The organism is Micromonospora sp. CNZ309 (assembly GCF_002846525.1).
This window is the reverse complement of record NZ_PJNG01000001.1, coordinates 2,945,868-2,968,440: the sequence shown is the minus strand read 5'-3', so window position 1 is coordinate 2,968,440 and position 22,573 is coordinate 2,945,868. Positions and strand designations below refer to the sequence as shown.

Below are 22,573 nucleotides of genomic sequence, written 5' to 3'. Positions count from 1 at the left end.
CGGCGCGGCAGCCCCCCGCACCGCCCGGCAAGCGCCATCCCACCACGGACGGCGGCGACGCGCAATAGCCGTTGCTTGATGTGTCAGTAGCGCTCGTCATGGCGCCTGACTGTGCCAGGCTGGTACGACAAGATCGTTCGGTGCGCGCCCTGGACGGAGGCCGGAATGGGATACGCGGTGGTGCTCGGCGAGGCACTGGTCGACCTGCTCGACACCGAGCGCGACGGTGAGCCCGTCTACCGGCAGGCGGTCGGCGGCGGACCGCTCAACGTGGCGGTCGCCGTCGCCCGCCTCGGCGGCGCGGTGCAGTTCGTCGGGTCGCTCGGCGACGACGTCCTGGCCGGGCGGATCCGTGCCTTCCTGACCGGGGCGGGCGTCGGCCTCGCCGGGGCGGTCACCGTCCCCGCCCCGACCGCGCTGGCGGTGGCCACCTTCGCCGGGGCGGAGCCCGACTTCCGGTTCTACGGCGAGCCGCCCTCCTACGGGCTGCTCGGCCCCGACGACCTCGACGCCGGGCTGGTCGCCGGCGCCGACGTCGTCTACTGCGGGTCGATCGTGCTGCTCCAGCAGCCGGTGCTGGCCGCCGCGCGCCGGGCCTGGGGGCTCGCCTCCGGGCTGCGGGTCTTCGACCCCAACGTGCGCCCCCGGCTGCTCGACGGGCCGGGCGCACTGGCCGGGCTGCGCGAGGTGGTGGCGGAGTTCGCCGCCGGCGCCCACCTCGTCAAGCTGAGCGCCGCCGACGCGAAGCTGCTCTACCCCGGCGAGCCGGAGGAGGGCGTGGCGGCCTACCTGCGGGAACTCGGCGCCGGCACCGTCGTGGTCACCCTCGGCGCCGCCGGCGCGGTGCTCGCCCCGGCCGGCGCCGATTCGGTACGCGTACCCGCGCCGAAGGTCGACGCGGTCGACGCCACCGGCGCGGGTGACTCGGTGATGGGGGCGCTCGTCGCGGACCTGCTCGTCGACGGCGAGCCCACGGACCCGGCGGGCTGGCACGAGCGGGTGGCCTTCGCGCTGCGGGTCGCCGGCCTGGTCTGCGAGTCCCCCGGCGGCGCCACCGCCATGCCCACACGCGCCGCGGTCCACACCCGCTTCGCCCGCTGGTAGTGCTTTGTGAGGTCCCGCGTCGCGAGGAGCCGTCGCCACTCGCGGATGACACCGACGAAGCACTAACCTCGGAACGTTGATACCTGTACGGCATAAGAATACCCGTGTGGTATCGGTCGAACGGACTACACCGCCGACGTCGAGATCCGGCGCAGCCAGTTCACCACCGTCAGGCGGTGCCGTCGAGTTCGGCGTAGCCCCGGCGGGCGGCGTGCAGGGCGGCGCGGGCACCGAAGGGCGCCTCGGCGGCGACGCGTTCGGGCGGGGCGCCGCCGGTGTGCCCGGCGCGGATGAGCCAGGCCAGCTCGACGAGTTGGGCGTGCTGGGCGCGGACGAAACCGGCGTCCACCGGCTCGCCGTGCCCCGGCACGACCACGGTGGCCGGGGTGGTCGTCCGCAGCAGCTCCGCCACCGTGTCGGGCCACTGCAACGGGTACGACTCCTCGAAGGCGGGCGGGCCGCTCTGCTCCACCAGGTCGCCGGCGACCAGCACGTCGGCGTCGGGCACGTGCACCACCAGGTCGCCGGCGGTGTGCCCCCGACCCGGGTGGCGCAGCACCACGCGCCGGCCGCCCACGTCGAGCACGGCCTCGCCGTGCACCGTGTGCGTCGGCGCCAGCAGCACGGTCCCGGCGACCTCCTCGGCCAGCGCGGGCTGCGTGTCGCGCAGCTCCGCGTACGCCTCCCGGCGCAGCCGGTCCGGCTCGCGCATCGCCTCGGCGGCGATCTCGTGCGCGTAGATCGGGCGGGGCGGTTCGGCGGCGAGCGTGGCGTTGCCGAAGCAGTGGTCGAAGTGGTGGTGGGTGTTGACCACCGTCCACGGGTGCGGGGTGACCGCCCGCGCGGCGGCGGCCAGCGCGGCGGCCTGCCCGGCGGTGGAGAGCGTGTCGACCAGCAACGCCGCCCCGTCGCCGACGACGAGGGTGACGTTGACGTGCAGCGACGGCTCGCGCAGCACGTGCACCCCGTCGGCGACCTGCACGAAGCGGGCGGTCACGACGACCGCGCGGCGCGTTCCACGAAGCGCTGCCGGTCGACCAGCACCCGCTCCACCCGGCCCTCGGCGACCGTCTCGTCGCCGTCGCTGACGCTCACCTCGAAGTGCAGCCGCCGCCCGTCGACCGCGCTCAGCCGCGCCTGCGCCACCACCGTCCGCCCCACCGGGGTGGCCGCGCGGTGGTCGAGCTCGACCCGGGTGCCGACGGTCGTCGACCCGCCCGGCATCCGGTCGGCGGTGGCCGCCACCGTGGCCGCCTCGGCGAGGGCGAGCACGCGGGGCGTGCCCAGGACGGGCACGTCGCCGGAGCCGACCGCCTGGGCGGTGTCGGCGTCGGTGACGGTCAGCTCCACCCGGGCGGTCAGCCCCGGGGTCAGCGCGGATTCCGGCTGCTCCTGCATGGTCAAAGCCTAGACGAGACGGCACCCGGCGACGGGTCGCCCGGGAGGGACCGCGGTGGTCGGCGTCGGTCGATGCCGCCCGCGCCGTTAACCTTGACCGCGATGTCTGTCGCGACCGACCCCCAGCACCCCGCCCGCACCGAGCCGCCCGCCTCGCCCGACGGCGGGCGTCGCCGCGTGGTCGCGATGACAGTGTGGGGGGTAGCCTTCGTCGCCGGCTGGCTCGGCATCGGCCTGCCGACCGACCCGGCGTACGCGTTCCTGTGGATCTGGGCGGCGACGATCGCCTGGAACAGCAGCCGGCCGTGGCGCAGCCACCTGCGCTTCGCGCGGGACTGGGTGCCGGTCGTGCTGCTGCTCGCCGTCTACAACCTGTCCCGGGGCTTCGCCGACAACGGCGCCACCCCGCACGCGTACGAGCTGATCGTCGCCGACCGGGTCATGTTCGGCTGGGCCACGGGCGGGCAGGTGCCGACGACCTGGCTCCAGGAGCACCTCTACCGGCCCGAGGTGCACTGGTGGGACGTCGCCGTCAGCTGGGTCTACTTCTCCCACTTCGTGGTGGCCCTGGCCGCCGCGGCGGTGCTCTGGCTGCGGGACCGGGGGCGGTGGGCGGCCTTCATGCGCCGCTGGGGCTTCCTCTGCGCCACCGGCCTGATCACCTACTTCCTCTATCCGGCCGCCCCGCCCTGGTGGGCGGCGCAGAACGGCCTGCTGGAGGAGGTCGCCCGGATCTCCACGCGCGGGTGGAAGGCGTTCGGCATGCACGGCGCCGGCAACCTGCTCAACGCCGGGCAGATCGCCTCCAACCCGGTGGCCGCGATGCCCTCGCTGCACACCGCGTTCGCGCTCTTCGTGGTGCTGTTCTTCCTGCGGCAGACCCGCCGCCGCTGGTGGCCGCTGCTGCTGGCGTACCCGCTGGCGATGACGTTCACCCTGGTCTACTCGGGTGAGCACTACGTCATCGACGTGCTGGTCGGCTGGGCGTACGTCGGGATGACCTTCCTCGCGGTCGGCCTGGCCGAGCGCTGGTGGGCGGCCCGCAAGGCCCGCCGGGCCCCGGCGGAGCCCGACGCCGCGCCGACCGACCCGCCGGCCTCCGCCGAGCCGCCGCCGGTGACGGCGGCGCGCTGAGCGGTCCGGGCGCCCTCAGCCCGCCCGGCGGGCGGCGTGCGCGCGAGCCGTCAGCTCCGCCGCCATGGCCCACGCCTCGGTGACGTCGCGGTCCCGGGCGGCGGCGCCAGCACCGCCCGCGGTGTCGGCATGCACCGTCGCCAGCCGCAGCCGCCGCTGCGCCGGCCCCTGCACGACCCGCACGCTCTGGATGCGGGCGTACGGCACGAGCGCCACCTGCCGGGTGAGCAGGCCGGAGCGGACGGCGAAGACCCGGGGGTCGAGCCCGGCGCCGAGCACGCCCCGGCTCAGCGGGTTGAGCCAGCGGGCCCGCGTCGGCGGCGGGCTCAACGGCAGCGCGTCGAGCCGCACCCCGGGCAGCACCTCGGCCACGATCGCCTCGCCGGTCGCCAGGTCGCCGACGGGGAGCAGCCGGTCCGGCCGGTTGCGCTCGTCGGCCTCACCGGCGGAGTAGCCCGCCACCTCCAGCCGCAGCCGCAGCCAACCCTTGACCCGCCACAGCAGCGGCCAGGTCACGCCGACGGTCTGCACCCGGTCCAGCGGCACGGTCTGCGCGCGCGTCTCCAGCAGGCCGTTGCGGATGCGCAGCGTGCCCTCGTCCCGGGCGAGGCGGAAGTTCCAGTCGTCGAGCACCCGCCGTACGGGTTGCAGCAGCACGCCTGCCATGGCGGTGAGGGTGCTCGCCACCGCGACGAACGACCAGGTGTCCTCGGAGAGGAACTGCGCCACCACGAACGCCACGCCGAACGGGATCATGAACGCCTGCGGGGTCAGCAGCTGGCTGACCAGCAGATCGTTGTTCGCCACGGCGTGCAGGGGCCGGCCGGGTGGCGCTGCCGGCGTCGCGGACGGGGCGGCGGCCACCCCGGCCGGCGACGGCGGGCGCGTCTCGGCCGCGACCCGCCCGGCGAGGGCGAGCAGCCGCTGGCGCAGGGCGTTCGCCTCGACGACGCCCAGGTAGGCCAGCGGCGCCTCGGTCTTGCCCCCGCCCACCACCTCCAGCCGCAGCTCGGCCAGGCCGGTGAGCTGGGCGAGCAGCGGCCGGACCACCTCGACGGCCTGGAGCCGTTCCAGCGGGATCGCCCGGGTGCGCCGCCAGAGGAGCCCCTCGTACACCCGCAGCTCGCGGCCCACCACGTGGTAGCCGGTGTAGTACCAGCTCACCACGGCCAGCACGGTGGCGCCCAGGGCGAGCACCGCCGCCATCAGGGCGAACCAGCCGAAGCCGACGCGGGACAGCGTCGACCAGGACAGCCCGGCGATGACCACCACCAGGGACTTGGCGCCGTGCAGGGCGGGGCTGAGGGGATGCAGCCGCTGCCGTGGCTCGGCGTGCTCGGGCGGCCCGGCGTGCTCGGGCGGCCCGGCGTGCTCGGGCGGACTTGCGTGTTCGGGCGGACTTGCGTGTTCCGGCGGCCCGGCGTGCCCGGGCGGTCCGGGGAGGGCGACGGGCTCCGCCCCGGGGCGGGCGGCCGGGTCGCTCACAGTCCCTCCGCCCGGTCCTCGCCCAGGGCGGTGAGCCGGTCGCGCAGCCGGGAGGCCTCCGCCGGGCGCAGCCCCGGCACCCGGGCGTCGGTCGCCGCCGCGGCCGTGTGCAACTGCACGGTGGCGAGCCCGAACGCGCGCTCCAGAGGGCCCGCGCTGACGTCCACGAACTGCATCCGGGAGTACGGGACGATGGACAGCCGCCGCACCAGCAGCCCGTGCCGGACCAGCAGGTCGTCCTCCCGCTCCGCGTAGCCCCAGGCCCGTACGGCGCGCACGATCGCCACGCTGCGCAGGACGCCGAACAGCAGGACCAGGCCGACCGCCGCGCCGAGGAACCAGCTGCCGCTGACCGCCCAGGCGACGCTCAGCCCGAGGGCCAGGACGATCAGCACCACCGCCAGGCGGATCAGCTCCACCCAGATCTGGTCGGACGAGATCGACTGCCAGCGGACGGTGTCCGGCCACGGCTCCAGGGGGCCCGCCGGCGGGAGGGACGGCGCCGGTGGCGGGCCGGCGGACCCGTCACCGCTCACCGGGGAAGTCCGTTGTGCGCGCTCACCCTTCGAGCGTAGGCGATCCGGGGGCCGCTACGACCTCCCGGAGGAAGCCACGGGCGTCGAGGAAGTCGCCGAGGGTGGCGCGGTGCGCGGTGCACGCCAACCAGGTCTTGCGCCGGTCGGCGTCGTGCAGCCGCGGATTGTTCCACCTCAGCGCCCATTCGGCTGGGGCGCGACAGCCGCGGGACGAGCAGATCAGGGGCTCGTCGGCGGGGAGGGGGGTGCTCATCCCGGCCAGTCTAGGGCGGCGGCACCGGAAGTTTGAGCGCCGGGCGGCCACGGGGGGAGCCGCCCGGCGACGGGGTGAATGGTACACGCGCCGGACCGGTCCGTGTCCAGACGTGATCGGCGATTCCGTGCCGCGCGACGGCGTGGCGGGCCGGCTACGTGCCAGCCGGGACGGTACGGCGAAAATCGCCTTCTCCCCACCTCGGCGCTCAGCCGGGCATGCGAGTCTTGATACGCACCACGCCGCCCGACAACCGATCATGCTGTGGAGGACCGGTGGCCCAGCCGACCACGCCCGACGCCCCGATGCCGAACGGGACGGGCCCGGAGACACCCGAGCCGGTGACCACGCCGGCCGAGGACGCGACCCTGCTCGAGCGGGCGTTGTTCGAGATCAAACGGGTGATCGTCGGGCAGGACCGGATGGTGGAGCGGATGTTCGTCGCGCTGCTCGCCCGGGGCCACTGCCTGCTGGAGGGCGTGCCGGGGGTGGCGAAGACCCTCGCGGTGGAGACCCTCGCGAAGGTGGTCGGCGGCTCCTTCGCCCGCGTGCAGTTCACCCCCGACCTGGTGCCCGCCGACATCATGGGCACCCGCATCTACCGGCAGTCGAGCGAGAAGTTCGACGTCGAACTGGGCCCGGTGTTCGTCAACTTCCTGCTCGCCGACGAGATCAACCGGGCGCCGGCCAAGGTGCAGTCGGCGCTGCTGGAGGTGATGAGCGAGCGGCAGGTCTCCATCGGCGGCGAGAGCCACCGCGTGCCCGACCCGTTCCTGGTGATGGCGACGCAGAACCCGATCGAGCAGGAGGGCGTCTACCCGCTGCCCGAGGCCCAGCGGGACCGCTTCCTCATGAAGATCGTCGTCGGCTACCCGACCGACGCCGAGGAGCGGGAGATCGTCTACCGGATGGGGGTCGCCCCGCCGCAGCCGGCGCCAGTCTTCACCACCCCCGACCTGATCGCCCTGCAACGCAAGGCGGACCAGGTCTTCGTGCACAACGCCCTGGTCGACTACGCGGTCCGGCTGGTGCTGGCCACCCGTGCCCCGGCCGAGCACGGGATGCCCGACGTCGCCCAGCTCATCCAGTACGGTGCCAGCCCGCGCGCCTCGCTGGGCCTGGTCCGGGCCACCCGCGCGCTGGCGCTGCTGCGTGGGCGCGACTACGCCCTGCCGCAGGACGTGCAGGACATCGCGCCGGACATCCTGCGCCACCGGCTCGTGCTCAGCTACGACGCGCTCGCCGACGACGTGCCCGCCGACCACGTGGTGCACCGGGTGATGTCCACCATTCCGCTGCCCTCGGTCGCGCCCCGGCAGCAGGCGACCCCCACGCCGACCGCCGCGCCGCCGGGCGGCGGTTGGCCCGGGCAGCGCCCGTGACCTCACCCGCCCGTCGGCCTGCCGACGTCCCCTCCGACCGCACCGAGGCCGTCCTGTCGCGGCTGCAACTGATGGTCACCCGCAAGCTCGACGGCCTGCTCCAGGGCGACTACGCCGGCCTGCTGCCCGGCCCGGGCAGCGAGGCGGGGGAGTCCCGCGAGTACCGCCCCGGCGACGACGTACGCCGGATGGACTGGCCGGTCACCGCCCGCACGACGATGCCGCACGTGCGGCGTACGGTAGCCGACCGGGAGCTGGAGACGTGGCTGGCGGTGGACCTCTCGGCGAGCCTGGACTTCGGCACCGGGCGATGGCTCAAGCGTGACGTCGTGGTGGCCGCCGCGGCGGCGCTGGCGCACCTGACCGTACGCGGCGGCAACCGGATCGGCGCGGTGATCGGCAGCGGCGGCGGCGCGAGCGCCCCGGCCCGCCGGTGGCGCGCCGCGCCCCCGGTGGCCGGCCCGGACGTCTTCACCCGGCTGCCCGCGCGCTCCGGCCGCAAGGAGGCCCACGCGCTGCTGCGGGCGATCGCCGGCACCGAGATCCGTCCCGGGCGCAGCGACCTGGGTGCCCTGGTCGACATGCTCAACCGGCCGCCCCGGCGCCGGGGCGTGGCGGTGGTGATCTCCGACTTCCTCGCCCCGCCGCAGCGGTGGGCCCGGCCGCTGCGTAAGCTGCGCGTCCGGCACGACGTGGTGGCGATCGAGGTGGTCGATCCCCGGGAGCTGGAGCTGCCCGACGTCGGAGTGCTGCCGGTGGTCGACCCGGAGACCGGTGAGCTGCACGAGGTGCAGACCGCCGACCCGAGGCTGCGCCAGCGCTACGCCGAGGCGGCGGCCGCCCAGCGGGCGGAGATCTCCGCGGCGCTGCGCGGCGCGGGTGCGGCCCACCTGCGGCTGCGTACGGACCGAGACTGGCTGCTCGACATGGTGCGTTTCGTGGCCGCGCAGCGGCACGCGCGCACCAGGGGGACGACACGATGATCCGCTTTCTGCAACCGTGGTGGCTGCTGGCCGTGCTGCCGGTGCTCGCCCTCGCCGCGCTCTACGTCTGGCGGCAGCTGCACCGCCGGTCGTACGCGCTGCGGTTCACCAACGTGGACCTGCTGCGCACCCTGGCGCCGAAGGGGCTGGGCTGGCGGCGGCACGTGCCGGCCACGGCGTTCCTGCTCTGCCTGCTGGTGCTGGCGACCGCGCTGGCGCGGCCGTCGGTCGACACCCGGGAGCCGCTGGAGCGGGCCACCGTGATGCTCGCCATCGACGTGTCGCTGTCCATGCAGGCCGACGACGTGTCGCCGAACCGGCTGGAGGCGGCGCAGGAGGCGGCCAAGCAGTTCGTCGGCGAGCTGCCGGAGAGCTACAACCTGGGGCTGGTCTCGTTCGCCAAGTCGGCGAACGTGCTGGTGCCGCCGGGCAAGGACCGGGACGCGGTGACCGCCGCGATCGACGGGCTGGTGCTGGCGGAGGCGACGGCGACCGGGGAGGCGGTCTTCACCTGCCTGGAGGCGATCCGGTCGGTGCCGGCGGACGGCGCGGCGGGGATCCCGCCGGCCCGCATCGTGCTGCTCTCCGACGGGTACCGCACCTCGGGCCGGGCCGTGGAGGAGGCGGCCGCCGCCGCGCAGGCGGCGAACGTGCCGGTCTCGACGATCGCCTTCGGCACCGACTCCGGCCAGGTGGACATCGGCGGCCAGCTGCAACGGGTGCCGGTGGACCGGCTGGCCCTGGCCGACCTCGCGGAGGCCACCGAGGGCTACTTCTACGAGGCGGCCTCGGTGACCGAGCTGAAGCAGGTCTACCAGGACATGGGCAGCTCGATCGGGTTCCGCACGGAACCGCGCGAGGTCACCCAGTGGTACGCGGGGGTGGCCCTGCTGCTGGCGCTCTGCGCCGGCGCACTCAGTCTGCTGTGGTCCTCGCGGATGCTCTGACGTGCCCGACGGCCGGCGGCGTCAGTGTGCGGCGCCGCCGGCGAGGACGAAGACGACGGCCACCCAGACGGCGGCGAGGGTGAAGCCCAGCGGGGCGACGTAGCGGCTCATGGACGGCTCCGGGTGGCGGCTGGACGGTCCGCGCGTGCGGGGGCGGACCGCAGGGGGTGGATCAGGACGCGCACACGAAGTCGTGACCGGGCGGCTCCCGGCGGGCCACCCGGGCGGCGGGCGGCGGCACGGTCGTCCGGCGCGGGGCCGGTGGACCGGGCGGGGGCGGGGAGCGGAGCTGGGTCAGCTCACCAGCTGAGTCGTGGCTCAGCGGGGCTGACGTTCGGCCCGGCCACGACTGGGAGGATCGCTATCTCGCACAGCGATCACCTCCTGCGGTCGGCGGGGCCCGGAACGCGGGCCGCGCGGCCCGCAAACGCGGATCATCGTACACCCGCCGGTCTCCGCCGCCGCACTCGGCCGAGCGGCCGGACGGACCTCCTCCGGCGGGCCGGCCGCCCGGGGCGACGGGCGCGACCTGACCGGTCCGGACGTGCCTGGCGTTAGCGCTTACCTGCCGGTAACGCCTAGGCTCCGACCGACCGGGAGATCACTGAACTACAGGGGGAACCGTGGCCCGTACCGTCCTGGTGACCGGCGGCAACCGGGGGATCGGCCTGGCCATCGCGCAGGCCTTCGCGAAGCAGGGCGACCGGGTGGCGGTGACCCACCGCAGCGGCGAACCCCCGGAGGGGCTGTTCGGGGTCCGCTGCGACGTGACCGACTCCGCGTCGGTCGACGCCGCGTTCACGGCGATCGAGGCCGAGCTGGGGCCGGTGGAGGTGCTGGTCGCCAACGCCGGGATCACCGACGACACGCTGCTGCTGCGGATGTCCGAGGAGCAGTTCACCCGCGTGCTCGACACCAACCTGACCGGCGCGTTCCGGTGCGCCAAGCGCGCCTCGGGCAAGATGCTGCGCGCCAAGTGGGGGCGCATGATCTTCATCTCCTCGGTGGTCGGCCTCTACGGTGGCCCCGGCCAGGTCAACTACGCGGCCAGCAAGGCCGGCCTGGTGGGCGTGGCCCGCTCGATCACCCGCGAGCTGGGCAGCCGCAACATCACGGCGAACGTGGTCGCGCCCGGCTACGTGGAGACCGACATGACCGCCGGCCTGCCCGAGGACCGCAGGTCCGAGTACCGCAAGGCCATCCCCGCCAACCGCTTCGCCCAGCCGGACGAGATCGCGGGCGTGGTCACCTGGCTGGCCGGCGACGCCGCCGGCTACGTCTCCGGCGCCGTCATCCCGGTCGACGGCGGCCTCGGCATGGGCCACTGACAAGCGGCACTGAGAACTACGGAGGATCCCTGCATGTCCGGACTGCTCGCCGGTAAGCGGCTGCTGGTCACCGGCGTCATCACCGACGCCTCGATCGCCTTCTCGGTGGCGAAGCTCGCCCAGGAGAACGGGGCGCAGGTCGTGCTCACCGGCTACGGCCGGCTCTCCCTGGTGGAGCGGATCGCCAGGCGGCTGCCCGAGCCCGCACCGGTGATCGAGCTGGACGTGACCGACGCCGACCACCTCGCCGGGCTCGGCGACCGCGTGCGCGAGCACGTCGACGGCCTCGACGGGGTGGTGCACTCGATCGGCTTCGCCCCGCAGAGCTGCCTCGGCGGCGGCTTCCTCGACGCCCCCTGGGAGGACGTGGCGACCGCGCTGCACGTCTCCACGTACTCCTACAAGTCGCTGGCCATGGCGGCGCTGCCGCTGATGTCCGCCGGCGGCGCGGTGGTCGGCCTGACCTTCGACGCCACGAAGGCGTGGCCCGTCTACGACTGGATGGGCGTGGCCAAGGCCGGGCTGGAGTCCGCCTCCCGCTACCTGGCGCTGCACCTGGGCAAGCAGGGCATCCGCAGCAACCTGGTCGCCGCCGGGCCGCTGCGCACCATCGCCGCGAAGTCGATCCCCGGCTTCGACCAGTTCGAGGACGCCTGGACCGAGCGCGCGCCGCTGGGCTGGAGCCTGACCGACCAGGAGCCGGCCGCGCGGGCCTGCCTGGCGCTGCTGTCCGACTGGTTCCCGGCCACCACCGGCGAGATCGTGCACGTCGACGGCGGCTACCACGCCATCGGCGCCTGACGCCACGGGAAGGGTCCCCGCCGACGCCCCCGGGCGCGGCGGGGGACCCTTCCCGTGCCCGGGACCAGGGGGCCCCGCCCGGCGGGGACGGCGACCGGGAAGAATGGGACCCATGGCGTACGACGCGGTGGTCCTGGTGTCCTTCGGCGGACCGGAACGGCCCGAGGACGTGATGCCCTTCCTGCAGAACGTGACCCGGGGGCGGGGTGTGCCGCCGGAGCGGCTGGCGGAGGTCGCGGAGCACTACCAGCACTTCGGTGGCGTCTCCCCGATCAACCAGCAGTGCCGGGAGCTGCTCGCGGCGATCCGGGAGGACTTCGCCGCCAACGGCGTCGACCTGCCGGTCTACTGGGGCAACCGGAACTGGCACCCGATGCTCGCCGACACCGTGGCGCAGATGCGCGACGACGGCGTCACCCACGCCCTGGCGTTCGTGACCAGTGCCTACGGCGGCTACTCCTCCTGTCGGCAGTACCAGGAGGACATCGCCGCCGCCCGTGCGGCGGTCGGTCCGGACGCTCCGCCGATCGACAAGATCCGCCAGTTCTGGGACCACCCCGGCTTCGTCGAGCCGCACGCCGACGCGGTACGGGCGGCGCTCGGCCGGCTCGACCCGGCGAAGCGGGACAGCACCCGGCTGGTGTTCACCGCGCACTCGATCCCGAACTCGATGGCCGCCACCGCCGGCCCCCACGGCGGCCGGTACGAGGCGCAGCTCACCGAGGCCGCCCGGCTGGTGCACGCGGCGGCGGCCCCGGACCTGCCCTGGGACCTGGTCTGGCAGAGCCGTTCCGGCCCGCCGCAGGTGCCGTGGCTGGAGCCGGACGTCAACGACCACCTGCGTACGCTGGCCGAGGCCGGCACCACCGCCGTGGTGCTCAGCCCCATCGGGTTCGTCTCCGACCACCTGGAGGTGGTGTGGGACCTGGACACGGAGGCGCGCCAGACGGCCGGGCAGCTCGGGCTGGACTTCGTCCGGGCCGCCACCCCCGGCGTCGACCCCCGGTTCGTGGCGATGGTCCGTGAGCTGGTGCGGGAGCGGACCGAGCCCGACGGGGTCGCCCTGCGCCGCCGCCTCGGCGAGCTGCCGATGTGGGACACCTGCCCCACGGTGTGCTGCGTCCCGGCCCGCCGCCCCGCCGCCCCGGCACCCGGGAACCCGGCCTCCTGACCGCCGCGCCGGCCCCGCTGGCGGCCCCGACACCCCTGGAACGAGTGACGATGCAGGACCGCAAGCCGGTGGAGAGCTGGCTGACCGACATGGACGGCGTGCTGGTGCACGAGGGCCAGCCCGTGCCCGGGGCGCCGGAGTTCGTCTCCCGGCTGCGCGCCTCTGGCAAGCCGTTCCTGGTGCTCACCAACAACTCGATCTACACGCCGCGCGACCTCACGGCCCGGCTGAGCCGGATGGGCCTCGACGTGCCGGAGCAGGCGATCTGGTCCTCCGCGCTGGCCACCGCCCAGTTCCTGGCCGACCAGCGGCCGGGCGGCACCGCGTACGTGATCGGGGAGGCCGGGCTGACCACGGCGCTGCACGCGGTCGGCTACGTGCTGACCGACTTCGCCCCGGACTACGTGGTGCTGGGCGAGACCCGCACCTACAGCTTCGAGGCGATCACCAAGGCGGTCCGACTGATCAACGACGGGGCCCGGTTCATCTGCACGAACCCCGACGTGACGGGCCCGTCGGTGGAGGGCGCGCTGCCGGCCGCCGGCTCGGTGGCCGCGATGATCTCCAAGGCGACGGGGGTCGAGCCGTACTTCGTCGGCAAGCCCAACCCGATGATGATGCGCTCCGCGCTGAACACGATCAACGCGCACTCCGAGACGACCGCGATGATCGGCGACCGGATGGACACCGACATCCTGTGCGGGCTGGAGGCCGGCCTGGAGACGATCCTGGTGCTGACGGGCATCAGCAGCCGCGCCGAGGCGGAACGCTACCCGTACCGGCCCTCGCGGATCGTCGACTCCGTCGCCGACCTGGTCGACGAGGTCTGAGCGGTGCCGGGCGAGGTCTGCGCGGTCCCGCCGAGGGGCGACGAGGCGGTGCGCGCTTCCTCGCCGTGTACGGCGTCTGTAACCCATTTCGTCAACCGGGACCGGCGGCGCCGGCCCCCGACGCCGACGGTGTAGTCCGCTCCTCCCGATACCGCGCAGGTATTTTCATGCCTCAGGGGTATCAGCGTTCCCGGCGGCACCGTCCATCACCCCCGTACGCCGTAGGTCGGCCCGGGCGGGCCGGCCCTGCCGCGGCGGTCAGGGGCGCAGCGGGGCGTTGCAGGCGGCGACCAGGGCCTGCCGGCAGGCGGTGGTCAGCGGGCGCAGCGCGGCGTCGCGCTGCTGGGCCTCGTAGTTGTTGATCGCGCCACCCGGCGCGGCGTGCCCGGCCAGCGCGAGCACCCGGTCGAGCACAGCGGCCCGGGCGAAGAGCCGGCGGGCCCGCGGGTCGAACCCGGGCGGCAGGTCCGTCGCGCCGTCGGGCCGGCGCAGCGCCTCCAGCGCCCCCGCCAGCTCGGGTCGCCACTGCGCGACGTCCAGCCGGGTCAGCGCGGCGGTGGTGTCGTGCAGCGCCGCCGCCAGCTCCGCCTCGGCCTCGGCGGCGCCGGGCAGCGTGAGCGAGGCGGCCGGGGCGTTCGCCGGCAGCGGATAGACCCGCCAGAGCACCGTCTCGAAGGTGTCGCCGGAGCCCGACGTGTGCGTGCGCACGTGCGGGATCAGCCCGAGGCCCCCGGCGACGACCGCCTCGCCGGCCACCAGCGCCGCCCCCGCGAAGTCGCCCGGACCGGGCAGCCCGCGCGGGTCGCCGGGCGCGGGCAGCACCAGCCGGATCTCGTCGGGCGAGAGCTTCGCGAGGGTGGGCAGCGCCTGGGGCAGGGGTACGTCGGTCCAGGTGCCGGGCGCGTCGGCGACCAGGTGCTCCTCGTCGCCGGCGATGGCGTCGGCCAGCTCGTCGAAGGGCACCAGCCCGGCGCGCCACGCGCGTACCCAGGCAACGAACCGGCTGGACCGGCGCGGTGTGAGAGTGGCCGCGCCCGCTGCGGGGGTGGACATGCCGAAAGGGTACGTGGTCACCGCCGCCCCTGTCTCGACTGCCGCTCCGAGCACCCCGCCGCCCCCGGCCGTGGCGTGTCGGGTGCGGGAGGAGGGGTGGGAGGTTAGCTTGATCGGCATGGGGCGGTATGCGGAGGACGTGCTGGCGGGGGACTGGCGGCGGCGGAAGGTCACGCCCGAGGTGGACGCCGAGCCGGATCTGGTGGTCGAGGACGCCGACTCCGGCTTCTGCGGCGCGGTGGTGGGCTTCGAGGCCGGCGCGGTGGTGCTGGAGGACCGGCACGGGCGCCGGCGCAACTTTCCGCTGCTGCCGGCGGCGTTCCTGCTCGACGGGCAACCCGTGACGCTGCGCCGGCCGGCCCGCACCCCGGTGCCGGCCGCCCGCCGCCGTACCGCCTCCGGCTCGATCGCGGTCGACGGCGTACGCGCCCAGGTCGCCAAGGCCAGCCGGATCTGGGTGGAGGGCGTCCACGACGCCGCCCTGGTCGAGCGGATCTGGGGCGACGACCTGCGCGTCGAGGGCGTGGTGGTGGAGCCGTTGGACGGCATCGACGCGCTCGACGCCGAGGTGCGCGACTTCGCGCCCGGCCCGGGCCGCCGCCTCGGCGTACTCGTCGACCACCTCGTCGCCGGCTCCAAGGAGAGCCGGATCGTCGCGAAGGTGACCTCTCCGCACGTCCTCGTGACCGGGCACCCGTACGTCGACGTGTGGCAGGCCGTGAAGCCGGCGGCGCTGGGCATCCGGGCGTGGCCGGTGGTGCCGCCGGGACGGCCGTGGAAGGAGGGCGTGTGCGCCGCGCTCGGGGTCGCCGAGCCGGCGGAGATGTGGCGGCACATCCTGTCCCGGGTGGACAGCTTCGCCGACGTGGAGACGCCGCTGATCAACGCGATGGAACGCCTGATCGACTTCGTGACCGAGCCGGCCTGAGCGCCGGCCCGGCGGTGGTCAGGGCTCCTGGTCGGGGGTACGCGTGAAGACGAAGGTGGCGATGTCGAGCGCCACCGCCCGCCCCGCCTCGTCGCGCAGCACCGACAGGATCTCGCCGTTCTCCGGGCCGGAGCGGCCCCGCCAGCGGTCGGGCCCCTCCGGTACGAAGACGCTGACCCGCTCCCCGCGTACGTAGACGACCAGCTCGCCCCTGGCCGCGTCCCAGGTGACGTCGAGCGACGCCCCCATCCACCACCAGCGGCCGGTCACCTCGTCGACCTCGGCGGGCGGGGCGGCGGTGGCGGGCCGCCAGGGCTGCGGGAACGCCGGCTCGGCGTCCAGCACGGTGGTCAGGACCCGCAGCGCGAGCCCGCCGATCCCGCCGGTGCGGAAGCCGTACGAGTTGGCGAAGCCGATCACGCCGGTGGCCGACGGGCGGTGCACCGCCAGGGCTGCCACGTAGCCGGGCATCGAGCCGCCGTGCCCGACGTACACCCGCTCGCCCTGCCGGTAGAGCTCCAGCCCGAGGCCGTGCCCGCCGGTCCACGAGTCGACGTCGCTGATCGACACGGGGACGCACATCTCGGTCAGCGTCCCGGCCGCCAGCACCTGCGGCGTCGGGTCGGCCAGGAAGGCCGCCCAGCGGGCCAGGTCCTCGGCGGTCGACCAGAGCTGCCCGGCCGGGGCCATCGCCCCGGTGTCGGTGCGCGGCTCCTCCCGCAGCGTGTCGTGCCAGGGGTGCACGACGTAGCCGCGGGCGAACGGCTCGGTGGCCGCGTACGTGGTGCGGCGCATGCCGAGCGGCTCCAGCACGCGCTGGCGCAGCAGCTCGGCCCACGGGGTGCCGGTGAGCTGCTCCAGCACCCCGCCGAGCAGCCCGTACGCCAGGTTCGAGTAGTGGTAGGCGCGGTGCGGAGGGTAGGCGATCTTCTCGGCGCCGACCCCGGCCAACAGGGTGGGCAGGTCCCCGACCTCGGCGCGCTCCCACCACTGCCCGTCCGGCTCGCGACGCAGGCCGCTCGCATGGCCGAGCAGCTGCCGCAGGGTGAGCGTGCCCACGCCGGTGTCCGGTAGGTGCTTCTCCAGCGGGTCGTCCAGGGCCAGCCGGCCGGCGTCGCGCTCCTGCATGACCAGGGTGGCCGTCATGGTCTTGCTGATCGACCCGAGGCGGTACTGGAGGTCGGCGTCGGGGCGCGGGTGCTCGCCGGCGGTGGCGAGGTGCGTGAGCGCGCCGTCGCGCACCACGCCGACCAGCAGCGACGGCGTGCGGCCGGCGGACTGCGCCGCGGCGACGAGGGCATCGACCTGGCGGGTGGTCTCGGGCAGCAGGGACACGGGCTCTCCTCCGGGTGATTCCGGTGCCGTCGGGGTGGACCGTCGGCGTGCCGCCGAGCCTACTGATCTTCGTGCATCCACCGCCGCCCCGCGCCCCCACCCGCGATCCGGTGGGCCGCCGGCACGTCGCCAGGGCCAGTTGATCTTCATGGGTGGGCTTCACGTGCTTCGACGTGTCACGATCGGGGGGTGGACGCCGTGTTCTGGATCGTGCTGGGTGTCGTTCTGGCGGTCGCTGAGATCTTCACGACGACGCTGTTTCTGATCATGTTCGCGGTCGGGGCCCTGGCCGCCGCGGGAGCGGCGGCGCTCGGTGCCCCGGTCGAGGTGCAGGCGATCGTCTTCGCCGGCGTGTCGGCGCTGACGGTGCTGGGTGTGCGGCCCACGCTGCGCAGGCACCGCCGCTCGGCGCTCGAGAGCGGCGAGCAGCCCTTCGGCGTGGAGGCGATCGAGGGCAGCACGGCGCTGGTGCTGGAGCAGGTCGACGCCGGGCAGGGCATGGTGAAGATCGACGGCGAGCTCTGGCAGGCCCGCTCCTACGACGCGAGCCAGCACTTCGCCCCGGGCGAACGGGTGCAGGTGATCCAGGTGCGGGGCGCTACCGCCCTGGTGTGGCGGGACGACGTTTCCCCTTCCGGCGAGCTACCCGAAGCGAAAAGGTGAGTACATGGAACTTGTGATCCCGGTCCTACTGATCGCCATCGCGCTGATCGGGGTGATCACCCTGGCCAAGGCGGTGCGGATCGTGCCGCAGCAGCGTCAGGACGTGGTCGAGCGGCTCGGCAAGTACAAGCGCACGCTCAACCCCGGGCTGAACATCCTGGTCCCGTTCGTCGACGCGGTGCGCACCAAGGTCGACATGCGTGAGCAGGTGGTCAGCTTTCCGCCGCAGCCGGTGATCACCTCCGACAACCTGGTCGTCTCGATCGACACGGTGCTCTACTTCAAGGTCGTCGACTCGGTGCGGGCCACGTACGAGATCTCGAACTTCCTCCAGGCCATCGAGCAGCTCACCGTCACCACGCTGCGCAACGTGATCGGCTCGCTGGACCTGGAGCGGGCGCTGACCAGCCGCGATCAGATCAACCGTCACCTGTCGGGGGTGCTGGACGAGACCACCGGCCGGTGGGGCATCAAGGTCACCCGGGTGGAGCTCAAGGCGATCGAGCCGCCGGCGAGCATCCGCGACTCGATGGAGAAGCAGATGCGCGCCGAGCGGGACCGCCGGGCGGCGATCCTGAACGCCGAGGGGCACAAGCAGTCGCAGATCCTCACGGCCGAGGGTGAGAAGCAGTCCGCGGTGCTGCGCGCCGACGGTGACCGGCAGGCCCGGATCCTCCAGGCCGAGGGTCAGGCGAAGGCGATCAAGACGGTGTTCGACGCGATCCACCAGGCGAACCCGAGCCAGAAGGTGCTCGCCTACCAGTACCTCCAGGCCCTGCCGCAGATCGCCAACGGCACCGCGAACAAGGTCTGGATCGTGCCGGCCGAGCTGACCAAGGCGCTGGAGGGCATGGGTGGCGCGCTGGGCGGGCTGAGCCGGATGGTCGGCGACGAGCCGGCGCCGGAGGCGGCCGGCAGCGCGAGCGAGGTGGAGCGCGAGGCGGCCGAGGCCGCGCAGGCCGCGGCGGCCGCCGCTCAGCAGATCCACGACGAGGTACGCGTCGCCGAGGCGCAGGCCACCGGCGGCAAGCCGCAGGGCCTGCCGGCACCCGAGCCGGTCTCCCCGGCGAGCCTGCTGCGCGACCCCGCCAACCAGCGCGAACGGGGCTGACCGGTCCCGGGCGCCGACCGCCCGAAAATGCGAGAAGAACTCATGGGGCGCTCCGTCGCCTGCCACCATCGGTCCTAGGACGGGCGGTGAGCAGGCATCGGGGCGCCCCGGCGCGTCCCGCACCGCTCGTCGGACGAGCGAGGTGACGCATGAAGGATCCGGCGAAGCGGGTACGCTCCTCGGCCCCGGTGCCCGGCGCGCACGACCCCACCGGGCCGCTCGGCAGCCGGCGCACCGGCGGGGGGTTCGGCGTACTGCCCTTCGTCGAGCCGACCCCGGTCGGGCCGGCCACGAACGCCGCCTGGGCCTGGTCGCTGCGCCGGCTCGCCCGCGGCGCGGTGTGGCTGCTGCCCGCGTACGCCATCCTCTACGCCGTCGTGGCGATGGGCAGCGACGGCGGGGTGGGCAACGATCCGTATCCGGCCGACGGCCGGCCCCTCTACCTGGTGGGCTGGGTGGCGGCGGTGTGGCTCGGGCTGCTCGCCCTGCTGGCGCTGACCGGGCTGCTGGCGGCGACCCGCAGCCGCCGGGCGGCCGTCGCCGGCCTGCTCGTGTCGATCGCCGGCACGGTGCTGATGCTGCCCTTCGCGGGCCTGGCGGAGCAGACCCCCGTCTTCGGCACCACCGCCCGCACCCTCGTGCTCGTCGGCGCCACCTGCTACAGCCTGGGCTGGCTGCTGACCGGCTGGTCGGTGGCCCGCTCCGGGACGTTCAGCATCGGCGACGGCGCCATGCTGATGATCGCCGCGCCGCTGCTGGGCGCCGGTGGCGCGTTGATCGGCTCGTTGCAGACCTTCGGCGCGATCTTCGTGCTGATCGCCGGCATCGGCATCGGCTACCGCTCCGGCCGGCTGGTGCCCCGGGACATCGCCCGCGACGCCGCCAGCGCGAGCCTCACCGCCGCCCCGGCCGCGCCCGGCCCGAACGGCCCCCTGCCCACCTGAGCGGCGCGCCGGCGGGTCCGGTGGGGCCCCCGGTGCCGCTGTGACGCCGAAGATGGAAAGTCGCTGGCAGTGGGCGGTGAAGTTGCTGACAGCAGGGCTTCAGGGGTGGTCGGTTGGCCGCTTTCGTGGCAATCCTGGGGACCATGGCCCCACCCCGCCCGCCGCTGTCGCGGCTGTTCACCGTGCTGCTCGCCGGCGTGCTCGCCGGCCTCGTCCTGGCGGTCGCCGCGCTGCCGGGAAACCTGCTGCTCGGGTTCGCCGCCAAGGCCGCAGTCGGCTCGTACGCGGCGCTGCCCGAGGCGCTGCGCACCCCCGCCACGCCCCAGCGCTCCTACCTCTACGCCAACGACGGCAAGACGCTGATCACCACGTTCTACGACGTCAACCGCACCGACGTGCCGCTCGACGAGATCGCCCCGGTGATGCGGCAGGCGATCGTGGCGGCCGAGGACCGGCGCTTCTACGACCACGGCGGGGCCGACCTGCGCGGGCTGCTGCGGGCCGTGGTGTCGAACGTCTCCGGCGGCGGCCAGCAGGGCGGCTCCACGCTGACCATGCAGTACGTCCGCAACGTGCTCAAGACCGACCCGGGCCGCACCGCCGAGGAACGTGCCGCGGCCACCGAGCAGACCGTCGGGCGCAAGATCCAGGAGATCCGGTACGCCACGGCGCTGGAGCAGCGCCTCAGCAAGGACGAGATCCTCAACCGGTACCTGAACATCGCGTACTTCGGCTCCGGGGCGTACGGCATCGCGGCGGCCAGCCAGCGCTACTTCGCCAAGCCCCCGGCGGAGCTGACCCTCGGCGAGGCGGCGCTGCTCGCCGGCCTGGTGCAGTCGCCGGAGGCGTACAGCCCGATCGACGGCGACGCGGACGCGGCGCTCCAGCGGCGCGGCTACGTGCTCGACTCGATGGTCTCCACCGGAGCGATCAGCGCCGAGGAGGCCGCGCGGGCCCGGGCCGAGAAGCTGACCCTGCGCCCCACCGCCCAGCCCAACGGCTGCACCGCCGTGGCCGAGGGCCACGACGACTGGGGCTTCTTCTGCGACTACCTGCGGCAGTGGTGGCTCGCGCAGCCCGAGTTCGGGGCCAGCGTGGAGGAGCGCGAGCAGGCGCTGCGCCGGGGCGGCTACACCGTGGTGACCTCGCTCGACCCGCAGGTCCAGGCCACCGCGCAGAAGCAGGCCACCCGGGTCTACTCGTACGACAACAAGCGCGCCCTGCCGATCGCCGCCGTCGAGCCGGGCACCGGCCGGGTCCTGGCGATGGCGGTCAACCGGCACTACAGCCTCGACCCCAACCCCGACGGGCAGGCCAACCACCCCAACACCGTCAACCCGCTGATCTCCGGCGGCGACAGCGTGGACGGCTACCAGGCCGGCTCGACGTTCAAGCTCTTCACCATGCTCGCCGCGCTGGAGGCCGGCAAGCCACTGTCCACCGGCTTCGACGCGCCCAGCCGGCTGCCCACCCGGTACGCCGCCGAGGGCGAGGGCAGCTGCGACGGCCGGTGGTGCCCGGCCAACGCCAACCCGGAGTGGATGGACGGGTACCGGATGATGTGGGACGGCTTCGGCCGTTCGGTGAACACCTACTTCGTCTGGCTGGCCGAACAGGTCGGGCAGGAGAAGGTGGTCGAGATGGCCGAGCGCCTCGGCATCACCTTTCGGGCCGACGCCGACGCCACCTTCGCCGAGAACGACGCCGCCGACTGGGGCTCGTTCACCCTGGGCGTGACCGCCACCACCCCGCTCGACCTGGCCAACGCGTACGCCACGGTGGCCGCCGAGGGCACGTACTGCGCGCCGCTGCCGGTGGTCTCGGTGACCGCCGCCGACGGCGAGAAGGTGCCGGTCGGCAACCCGTCCTGCCGCCGGGCGCTCGACGCCGACGTGGCCCGGGCCGCCACCGACGCCGCCCGCTGCCCGGTCGGTCAGCAGTCCACGCTCGCGCAGTGCAACGGGGGCACGGCCACCTCCGTCAACCGGATCCTCGACGGTCGGCCGGTGGCCGGCAAGACCGGCAGCTCGGAGCGCAACGCCACCGAGACCTTCGTCGGCTTCACCCCGCAGGTCGCGGTCGCCGGCATCGCCGCCAACCCCGACGACCCGACCGACTCGGTGGGCGCGGCGGTGCAGGCGAAGGTCATCGACGCGGTGGCCCGGGTCATCGGCACCGCCGTCGCCGGTGAGCCGGAGAAGGCCTTCGCCGCCCCGAGCCGGGAGCTGACCGGCGACCCGCGCCGCCCCGTGGAGCGCCCGCCGGTCGAGCAGCGCCGCCCGTCGGAGGAGCGGCGGCCGTCGCCCCCGGACGATCAGCGCCTGTCCGACCTGCGCCGCTGGCTGGAGCGCCGCGGCTGACCGACGGTCCGCGAGGCGACGGGCGGGGCGTCGGAGCGCCGCGCGCCGGTCGCGGTGCCGCCCCGCCTGCCCGGTCTGCCCCATCCGTGGGGGCAGCTCGACAGCGCGCAGTCGGAGCCTCCGCCGGCCCTCGGTTCCGACACCAGTCGCGGAAGGTCCCGAAGAAGAGTCGTCCGAGGATGTCAAAGCCGGCGGTGCCGCTCCGACCACCTGGCGAGGACGCCCACGAGGGGCGTCGCGACGCCAGCGGGAGCAAGGCCATGCGAGAGATCGTCTACGGGGTGCACCAGTCGCTCGACGGGTTCATCGAGGGGCCGAACGGCGAGTTCGACTGGCCGCAGATGGGGGACGAGCTGTCCGCGTACTCGCTGGCGCAGTGCGAGCAGGTCGGCGGGTTCCTCTACGGCCGCCGGGTCTGGGAGCTCATGGCCGGGTACTGGCCGCAGGTCGAGTCGATCTCCGACCACCCGCACGACCTGGCGTTCGCGCCGATCTGGCGGCGTACGCCGAAGGTGGTCGTCTCGCGCACCCTCACCGGGGCCGAGCACGGCGCGCAGGTGGTCGGGGGTGCCGACCTCGGCAAGGAGGTCAGCGCGCTCAAGGAGCAGCCGGGCGGCGACCTGCTGCTCCTCGGCGGCGCCGGGGCCGCTGGCGCGCTGACCGGACTCGGCCTGATCGACGAGTACCAGATCTTCGTGCACCCGGTGGTGCTCGGCGGCGGCAAGCCGGTCTTCGCGCCCAGCGAGCGGATGGGCCTGCGCCTGGTCGACTCGCGGGTCTTCGACGGCCGGTCGGTCCTGCTGCGCTACCGCCGGGAGGGCTGACAG

The 22,573-nt window shown here is 74.4% G+C and carries 22 protein-coding genes; 15 read left to right on the top strand and 7 right to left on the bottom strand.

The genetic code is table 11. The features are described 5' to 3' along the window. Positions 1 to 165 precede the first annotated feature (165 nt). Positions 166 to 1,104, top strand: coding sequence for a carbohydrate kinase family protein (locus tag CLT72_RS11825; protein WP_101411575.1), 939 nt, complete (start codon positions 166 to 168; stop codon positions 1,102 to 1,104). Between the two features lie 169 nt (positions 1,105 to 1,273). On the opposite strand, the gene CLT72_RS11820 is transcribed toward CLT72_RS11825, so the two are convergent. Together CLT72_RS11820 and CLT72_RS11815 are read right to left on the bottom strand one after the other, a co-directional pair. Continuing rightward, complete coding sequence (locus tag CLT72_RS11820) at positions 1,274 to 2,101, bottom strand: MBL fold metallo-hydrolase (protein ID WP_101411573.1); 828 nt, start codon at positions 2,099 to 2,101, stop codon at positions 1,274 to 1,276. After that, complete coding sequence (locus tag CLT72_RS11815; RefSeq protein ID WP_374208800.1) at positions 2,098 to 2,508, bottom strand: thioesterase family protein; 411 nt, start codon at positions 2,506 to 2,508, stop codon at positions 2,098 to 2,100. Before CLT72_RS11815 ends, CLT72_RS11820 begins: the two co-directional genes overlap by 4 nt. 96 nt (positions 2,509 to 2,604) lie before the next feature. On the opposite strand from CLT72_RS11815, the gene CLT72_RS11810 reads away from it, so the two are divergent. Next, positions 2,605 to 3,636 (top strand): phosphatase PAP2 family protein, encoded by a 1,032-nt coding sequence (locus tag CLT72_RS11810; RefSeq protein ID WP_101411569.1) that lies wholly within the window; start codon positions 2,605 to 2,607, stop codon positions 3,634 to 3,636. A gap of 15 nt (positions 3,637 to 3,651) precedes the next feature. On the opposite strand, the gene CLT72_RS11805 is transcribed toward CLT72_RS11810, so the two are convergent. The 3 genes from CLT72_RS11805 to CLT72_RS11795 are packed head-to-tail and all read right to left on the bottom strand — an operon-like array spanning position 3,652 to position 5,910. Beyond that, positions 3,652 to 5,121 carry a PH domain-containing protein gene (locus tag CLT72_RS11805; RefSeq protein ID WP_101411567.1) on the bottom strand — a complete coding sequence of 490 codons (1,470 nt, stop codon included), beginning with the start codon at positions 5,119 to 5,121 and terminating at the stop codon, positions 3,652 to 3,654. Beyond that, a complete protein-coding gene (locus tag CLT72_RS11800) occupies positions 5,118 to 5,657 on the bottom strand; it encodes a PH domain-containing protein (RefSeq protein ID WP_101411565.1) in 540 nt (179 codons plus the stop codon). Before CLT72_RS11800 ends, CLT72_RS11805 begins: the two co-directional genes overlap by 4 nt. 22 nt (positions 5,658 to 5,679) lie before the next feature. Next, positions 5,680 to 5,910, bottom strand: a complete 231-nt coding sequence (locus tag CLT72_RS11795) for a hypothetical protein (protein WP_101411563.1) — start codon at positions 5,908 to 5,910, stop codon at positions 5,680 to 5,682. 275 nt (positions 5,911 to 6,185) lie between these two features. Between CLT72_RS11795 and CLT72_RS11785 the strand changes: the two genes are divergently transcribed. The 7 genes from CLT72_RS11785 (at position 6,186) to CLT72_RS11755 (ending at position 13,352) form a co-directional block, all read left to right on the top strand. After that, on the top strand, positions 6,186 to 7,292 hold the full coding sequence (locus CLT72_RS11785) for an AAA family ATPase (protein WP_101411561.1): 1,107 nt from the start codon (positions 6,186 to 6,188) through the stop codon (positions 7,290 to 7,292). Then, positions 7,271 to 8,275, top strand: a complete 1,005-nt coding sequence (locus tag CLT72_RS11780; protein WP_101411559.1) for a DUF58 domain-containing protein — start codon at positions 7,271 to 7,273, stop codon at positions 8,273 to 8,275. The genes CLT72_RS11785 and CLT72_RS11780 overlap by 22 nt, the downstream gene beginning before the upstream one ends. Further along, positions 8,272 to 9,222, top strand: a complete 951-nt coding sequence (locus tag CLT72_RS11775) for a VWA domain-containing protein (protein ID WP_101411557.1) — start codon at positions 8,272 to 8,274, stop codon at positions 9,220 to 9,222. The genes CLT72_RS11780 and CLT72_RS11775 overlap by 4 nt, the downstream gene beginning before the upstream one ends. 623 nt (positions 9,223 to 9,845) lie before the next feature. Further along, on the top strand, positions 9,846 to 10,550 hold the full coding sequence (fabG, locus tag CLT72_RS11770) for a 3-oxoacyl-ACP reductase FabG (RefSeq protein ID WP_101411555.1): 705 nt from the start codon (positions 9,846 to 9,848) through the stop codon (positions 10,548 to 10,550). Between the two features lie 33 nt (positions 10,551 to 10,583). Next, positions 10,584 to 11,351: an enoyl-ACP reductase FabI gene (fabI, locus tag CLT72_RS11765; RefSeq protein ID WP_088999425.1), complete on the top strand. Its 768-nt coding sequence runs from the start codon at positions 10,584 to 10,586 to the stop codon at positions 11,349 to 11,351. Positions 11,352 to 11,463: 112 nt separating this feature from the next. Further along, entirely contained in the window at positions 11,464 to 12,522 is a 1,059-nt protein-coding gene (locus CLT72_RS11760; protein WP_101411553.1) for a ferrochelatase, read from the top strand. Beyond that, a complete protein-coding gene (locus CLT72_RS11755; RefSeq protein ID WP_199184555.1) occupies positions 12,444 to 13,352 on the top strand; it encodes an HAD-IIA family hydrolase in 909 nt (302 codons plus the stop codon). The genes CLT72_RS11760 and CLT72_RS11755 overlap by 79 nt, the downstream gene beginning before the upstream one ends. A gap of 258 nt (positions 13,353 to 13,610) precedes the next feature. Here the strand turns inward: CLT72_RS11755 and CLT72_RS11750 are convergent, their stop codons facing one another. Then, a complete protein-coding gene (locus CLT72_RS11750; RefSeq protein ID WP_101411551.1) occupies positions 13,611 to 14,405 on the bottom strand; it encodes a hypothetical protein in 795 nt (264 codons plus the stop codon). 118 nt (positions 14,406 to 14,523) lie between these two features. Here CLT72_RS11750 and CLT72_RS11745 point away from each other — a divergent pair, with 118 nt between their 5' ends. Then, the gene (locus tag CLT72_RS11745; RefSeq protein WP_101411549.1) at positions 14,524 to 15,333 is read left to right on the top strand and encodes a DUF3097 domain-containing protein; all 810 of its coding nucleotides are present in this window, start codon (positions 14,524 to 14,526) and stop codon (positions 15,331 to 15,333) included. 18 nt (positions 15,334 to 15,351) lie between these two features. Here CLT72_RS11745 and CLT72_RS11740 read toward each other — a convergent pair whose 3' ends face one another. Further along, positions 15,352 to 16,668, bottom strand: coding sequence for a serine hydrolase domain-containing protein (locus CLT72_RS11740; protein WP_101411547.1), 1,317 nt, complete (start codon positions 16,666 to 16,668; stop codon positions 15,352 to 15,354). 189 nt (positions 16,669 to 16,857) lie between these two features. Between CLT72_RS11740 and CLT72_RS11735 the strand changes: the two genes are divergently transcribed. From CLT72_RS11735 to CLT72_RS11715, 5 genes are all read left to right on the top strand, one after another. Next, positions 16,858 to 17,331: an NfeD family protein gene (locus tag CLT72_RS11735; RefSeq protein WP_101411545.1), complete on the top strand. Its 474-nt coding sequence runs from the start codon at positions 16,858 to 16,860 to the stop codon at positions 17,329 to 17,331. Positions 17,332 to 17,335: 4 nt separating this feature from the next. Then, on the top strand, positions 17,336 to 18,442 hold the full coding sequence (locus tag CLT72_RS11730; RefSeq protein WP_101411543.1) for an SPFH domain-containing protein: 1,107 nt from the start codon (positions 17,336 to 17,338) through the stop codon (positions 18,440 to 18,442). Between the two features lie 149 nt (positions 18,443 to 18,591). Beyond that, a complete protein-coding gene (locus CLT72_RS11725) occupies positions 18,592 to 19,386 on the top strand; it encodes a hypothetical protein (protein WP_101411541.1) in 795 nt (264 codons plus the stop codon). A gap of 143 nt (positions 19,387 to 19,529) precedes the next feature. Then, positions 19,530 to 21,746 (top strand): transglycosylase domain-containing protein, encoded by a 2,217-nt coding sequence (locus CLT72_RS11720; RefSeq protein ID WP_101411539.1) that lies wholly within the window; start codon positions 19,530 to 19,532, stop codon positions 21,744 to 21,746. A gap of 260 nt (positions 21,747 to 22,006) precedes the next feature. Next, positions 22,007 to 22,570, top strand: a complete 564-nt coding sequence (locus CLT72_RS11715; protein WP_101411537.1) for a dihydrofolate reductase family protein — start codon at positions 22,007 to 22,009, stop codon at positions 22,568 to 22,570. Positions 22,571 to 22,573 lie beyond the last annotated feature (3 nt).

Coding starts and splice junctions, on each gene's coding strand:
- CLT72_RS11825 (WP_101411575.1), top strand. CDS start 166: ATGGGATACGCGGTGGTGCTCGGCGAGGCACTGGTCGACCTGCTCGAC.
- CLT72_RS11760 (WP_101411553.1), top strand. CDS start 11,464: ATGGCGTACGACGCGGTGGTCCTGGTGTCCTTCGGCGGACCGGAACGG.
- CLT72_RS11810 (WP_101411569.1), top strand. CDS start 2,605: ATGTCTGTCGCGACCGACCCCCAGCACCCCGCCCGCACCGAGCCGCCC.
- CLT72_RS11795 (WP_101411563.1), bottom strand. CDS start 5,910: ATGAGCACCCCCCTCCCCGCCGACGAGCCCCTGATCTGCTCGTCCCGC.
- CLT72_RS11730 (WP_101411543.1), top strand. CDS start 17,336: ATGGAACTTGTGATCCCGGTCCTACTGATCGCCATCGCGCTGATCGGG.
- CLT72_RS11720 (WP_101411539.1), top strand. CDS start 19,530: ATGGCCCCACCCCGCCCGCCGCTGTCGCGGCTGTTCACCGTGCTGCTC.
- CLT72_RS11775 (WP_101411557.1), top strand. CDS start 8,272: ATGATCCGCTTTCTGCAACCGTGGTGGCTGCTGGCCGTGCTGCCGGTG.
- CLT72_RS11725 (WP_101411541.1), top strand. CDS start 18,592: ATGAAGGATCCGGCGAAGCGGGTACGCTCCTCGGCCCCGGTGCCCGGC.
- CLT72_RS11715 (WP_101411537.1), top strand. CDS start 22,007: ATGCGAGAGATCGTCTACGGGGTGCACCAGTCGCTCGACGGGTTCATC.
- CLT72_RS11750 (WP_101411551.1), bottom strand. CDS start 14,405: ATGTCCACCCCCGCAGCGGGCGCGGCCACTCTCACACCGCGCCGGTCC.
- CLT72_RS11745 (WP_101411549.1), top strand. CDS start 14,524: ATGGGGCGGTATGCGGAGGACGTGCTGGCGGGGGACTGGCGGCGGCGG.
- fabI (WP_088999425.1), top strand. CDS start 10,584: ATGTCCGGACTGCTCGCCGGTAAGCGGCTGCTGGTCACCGGCGTCATC.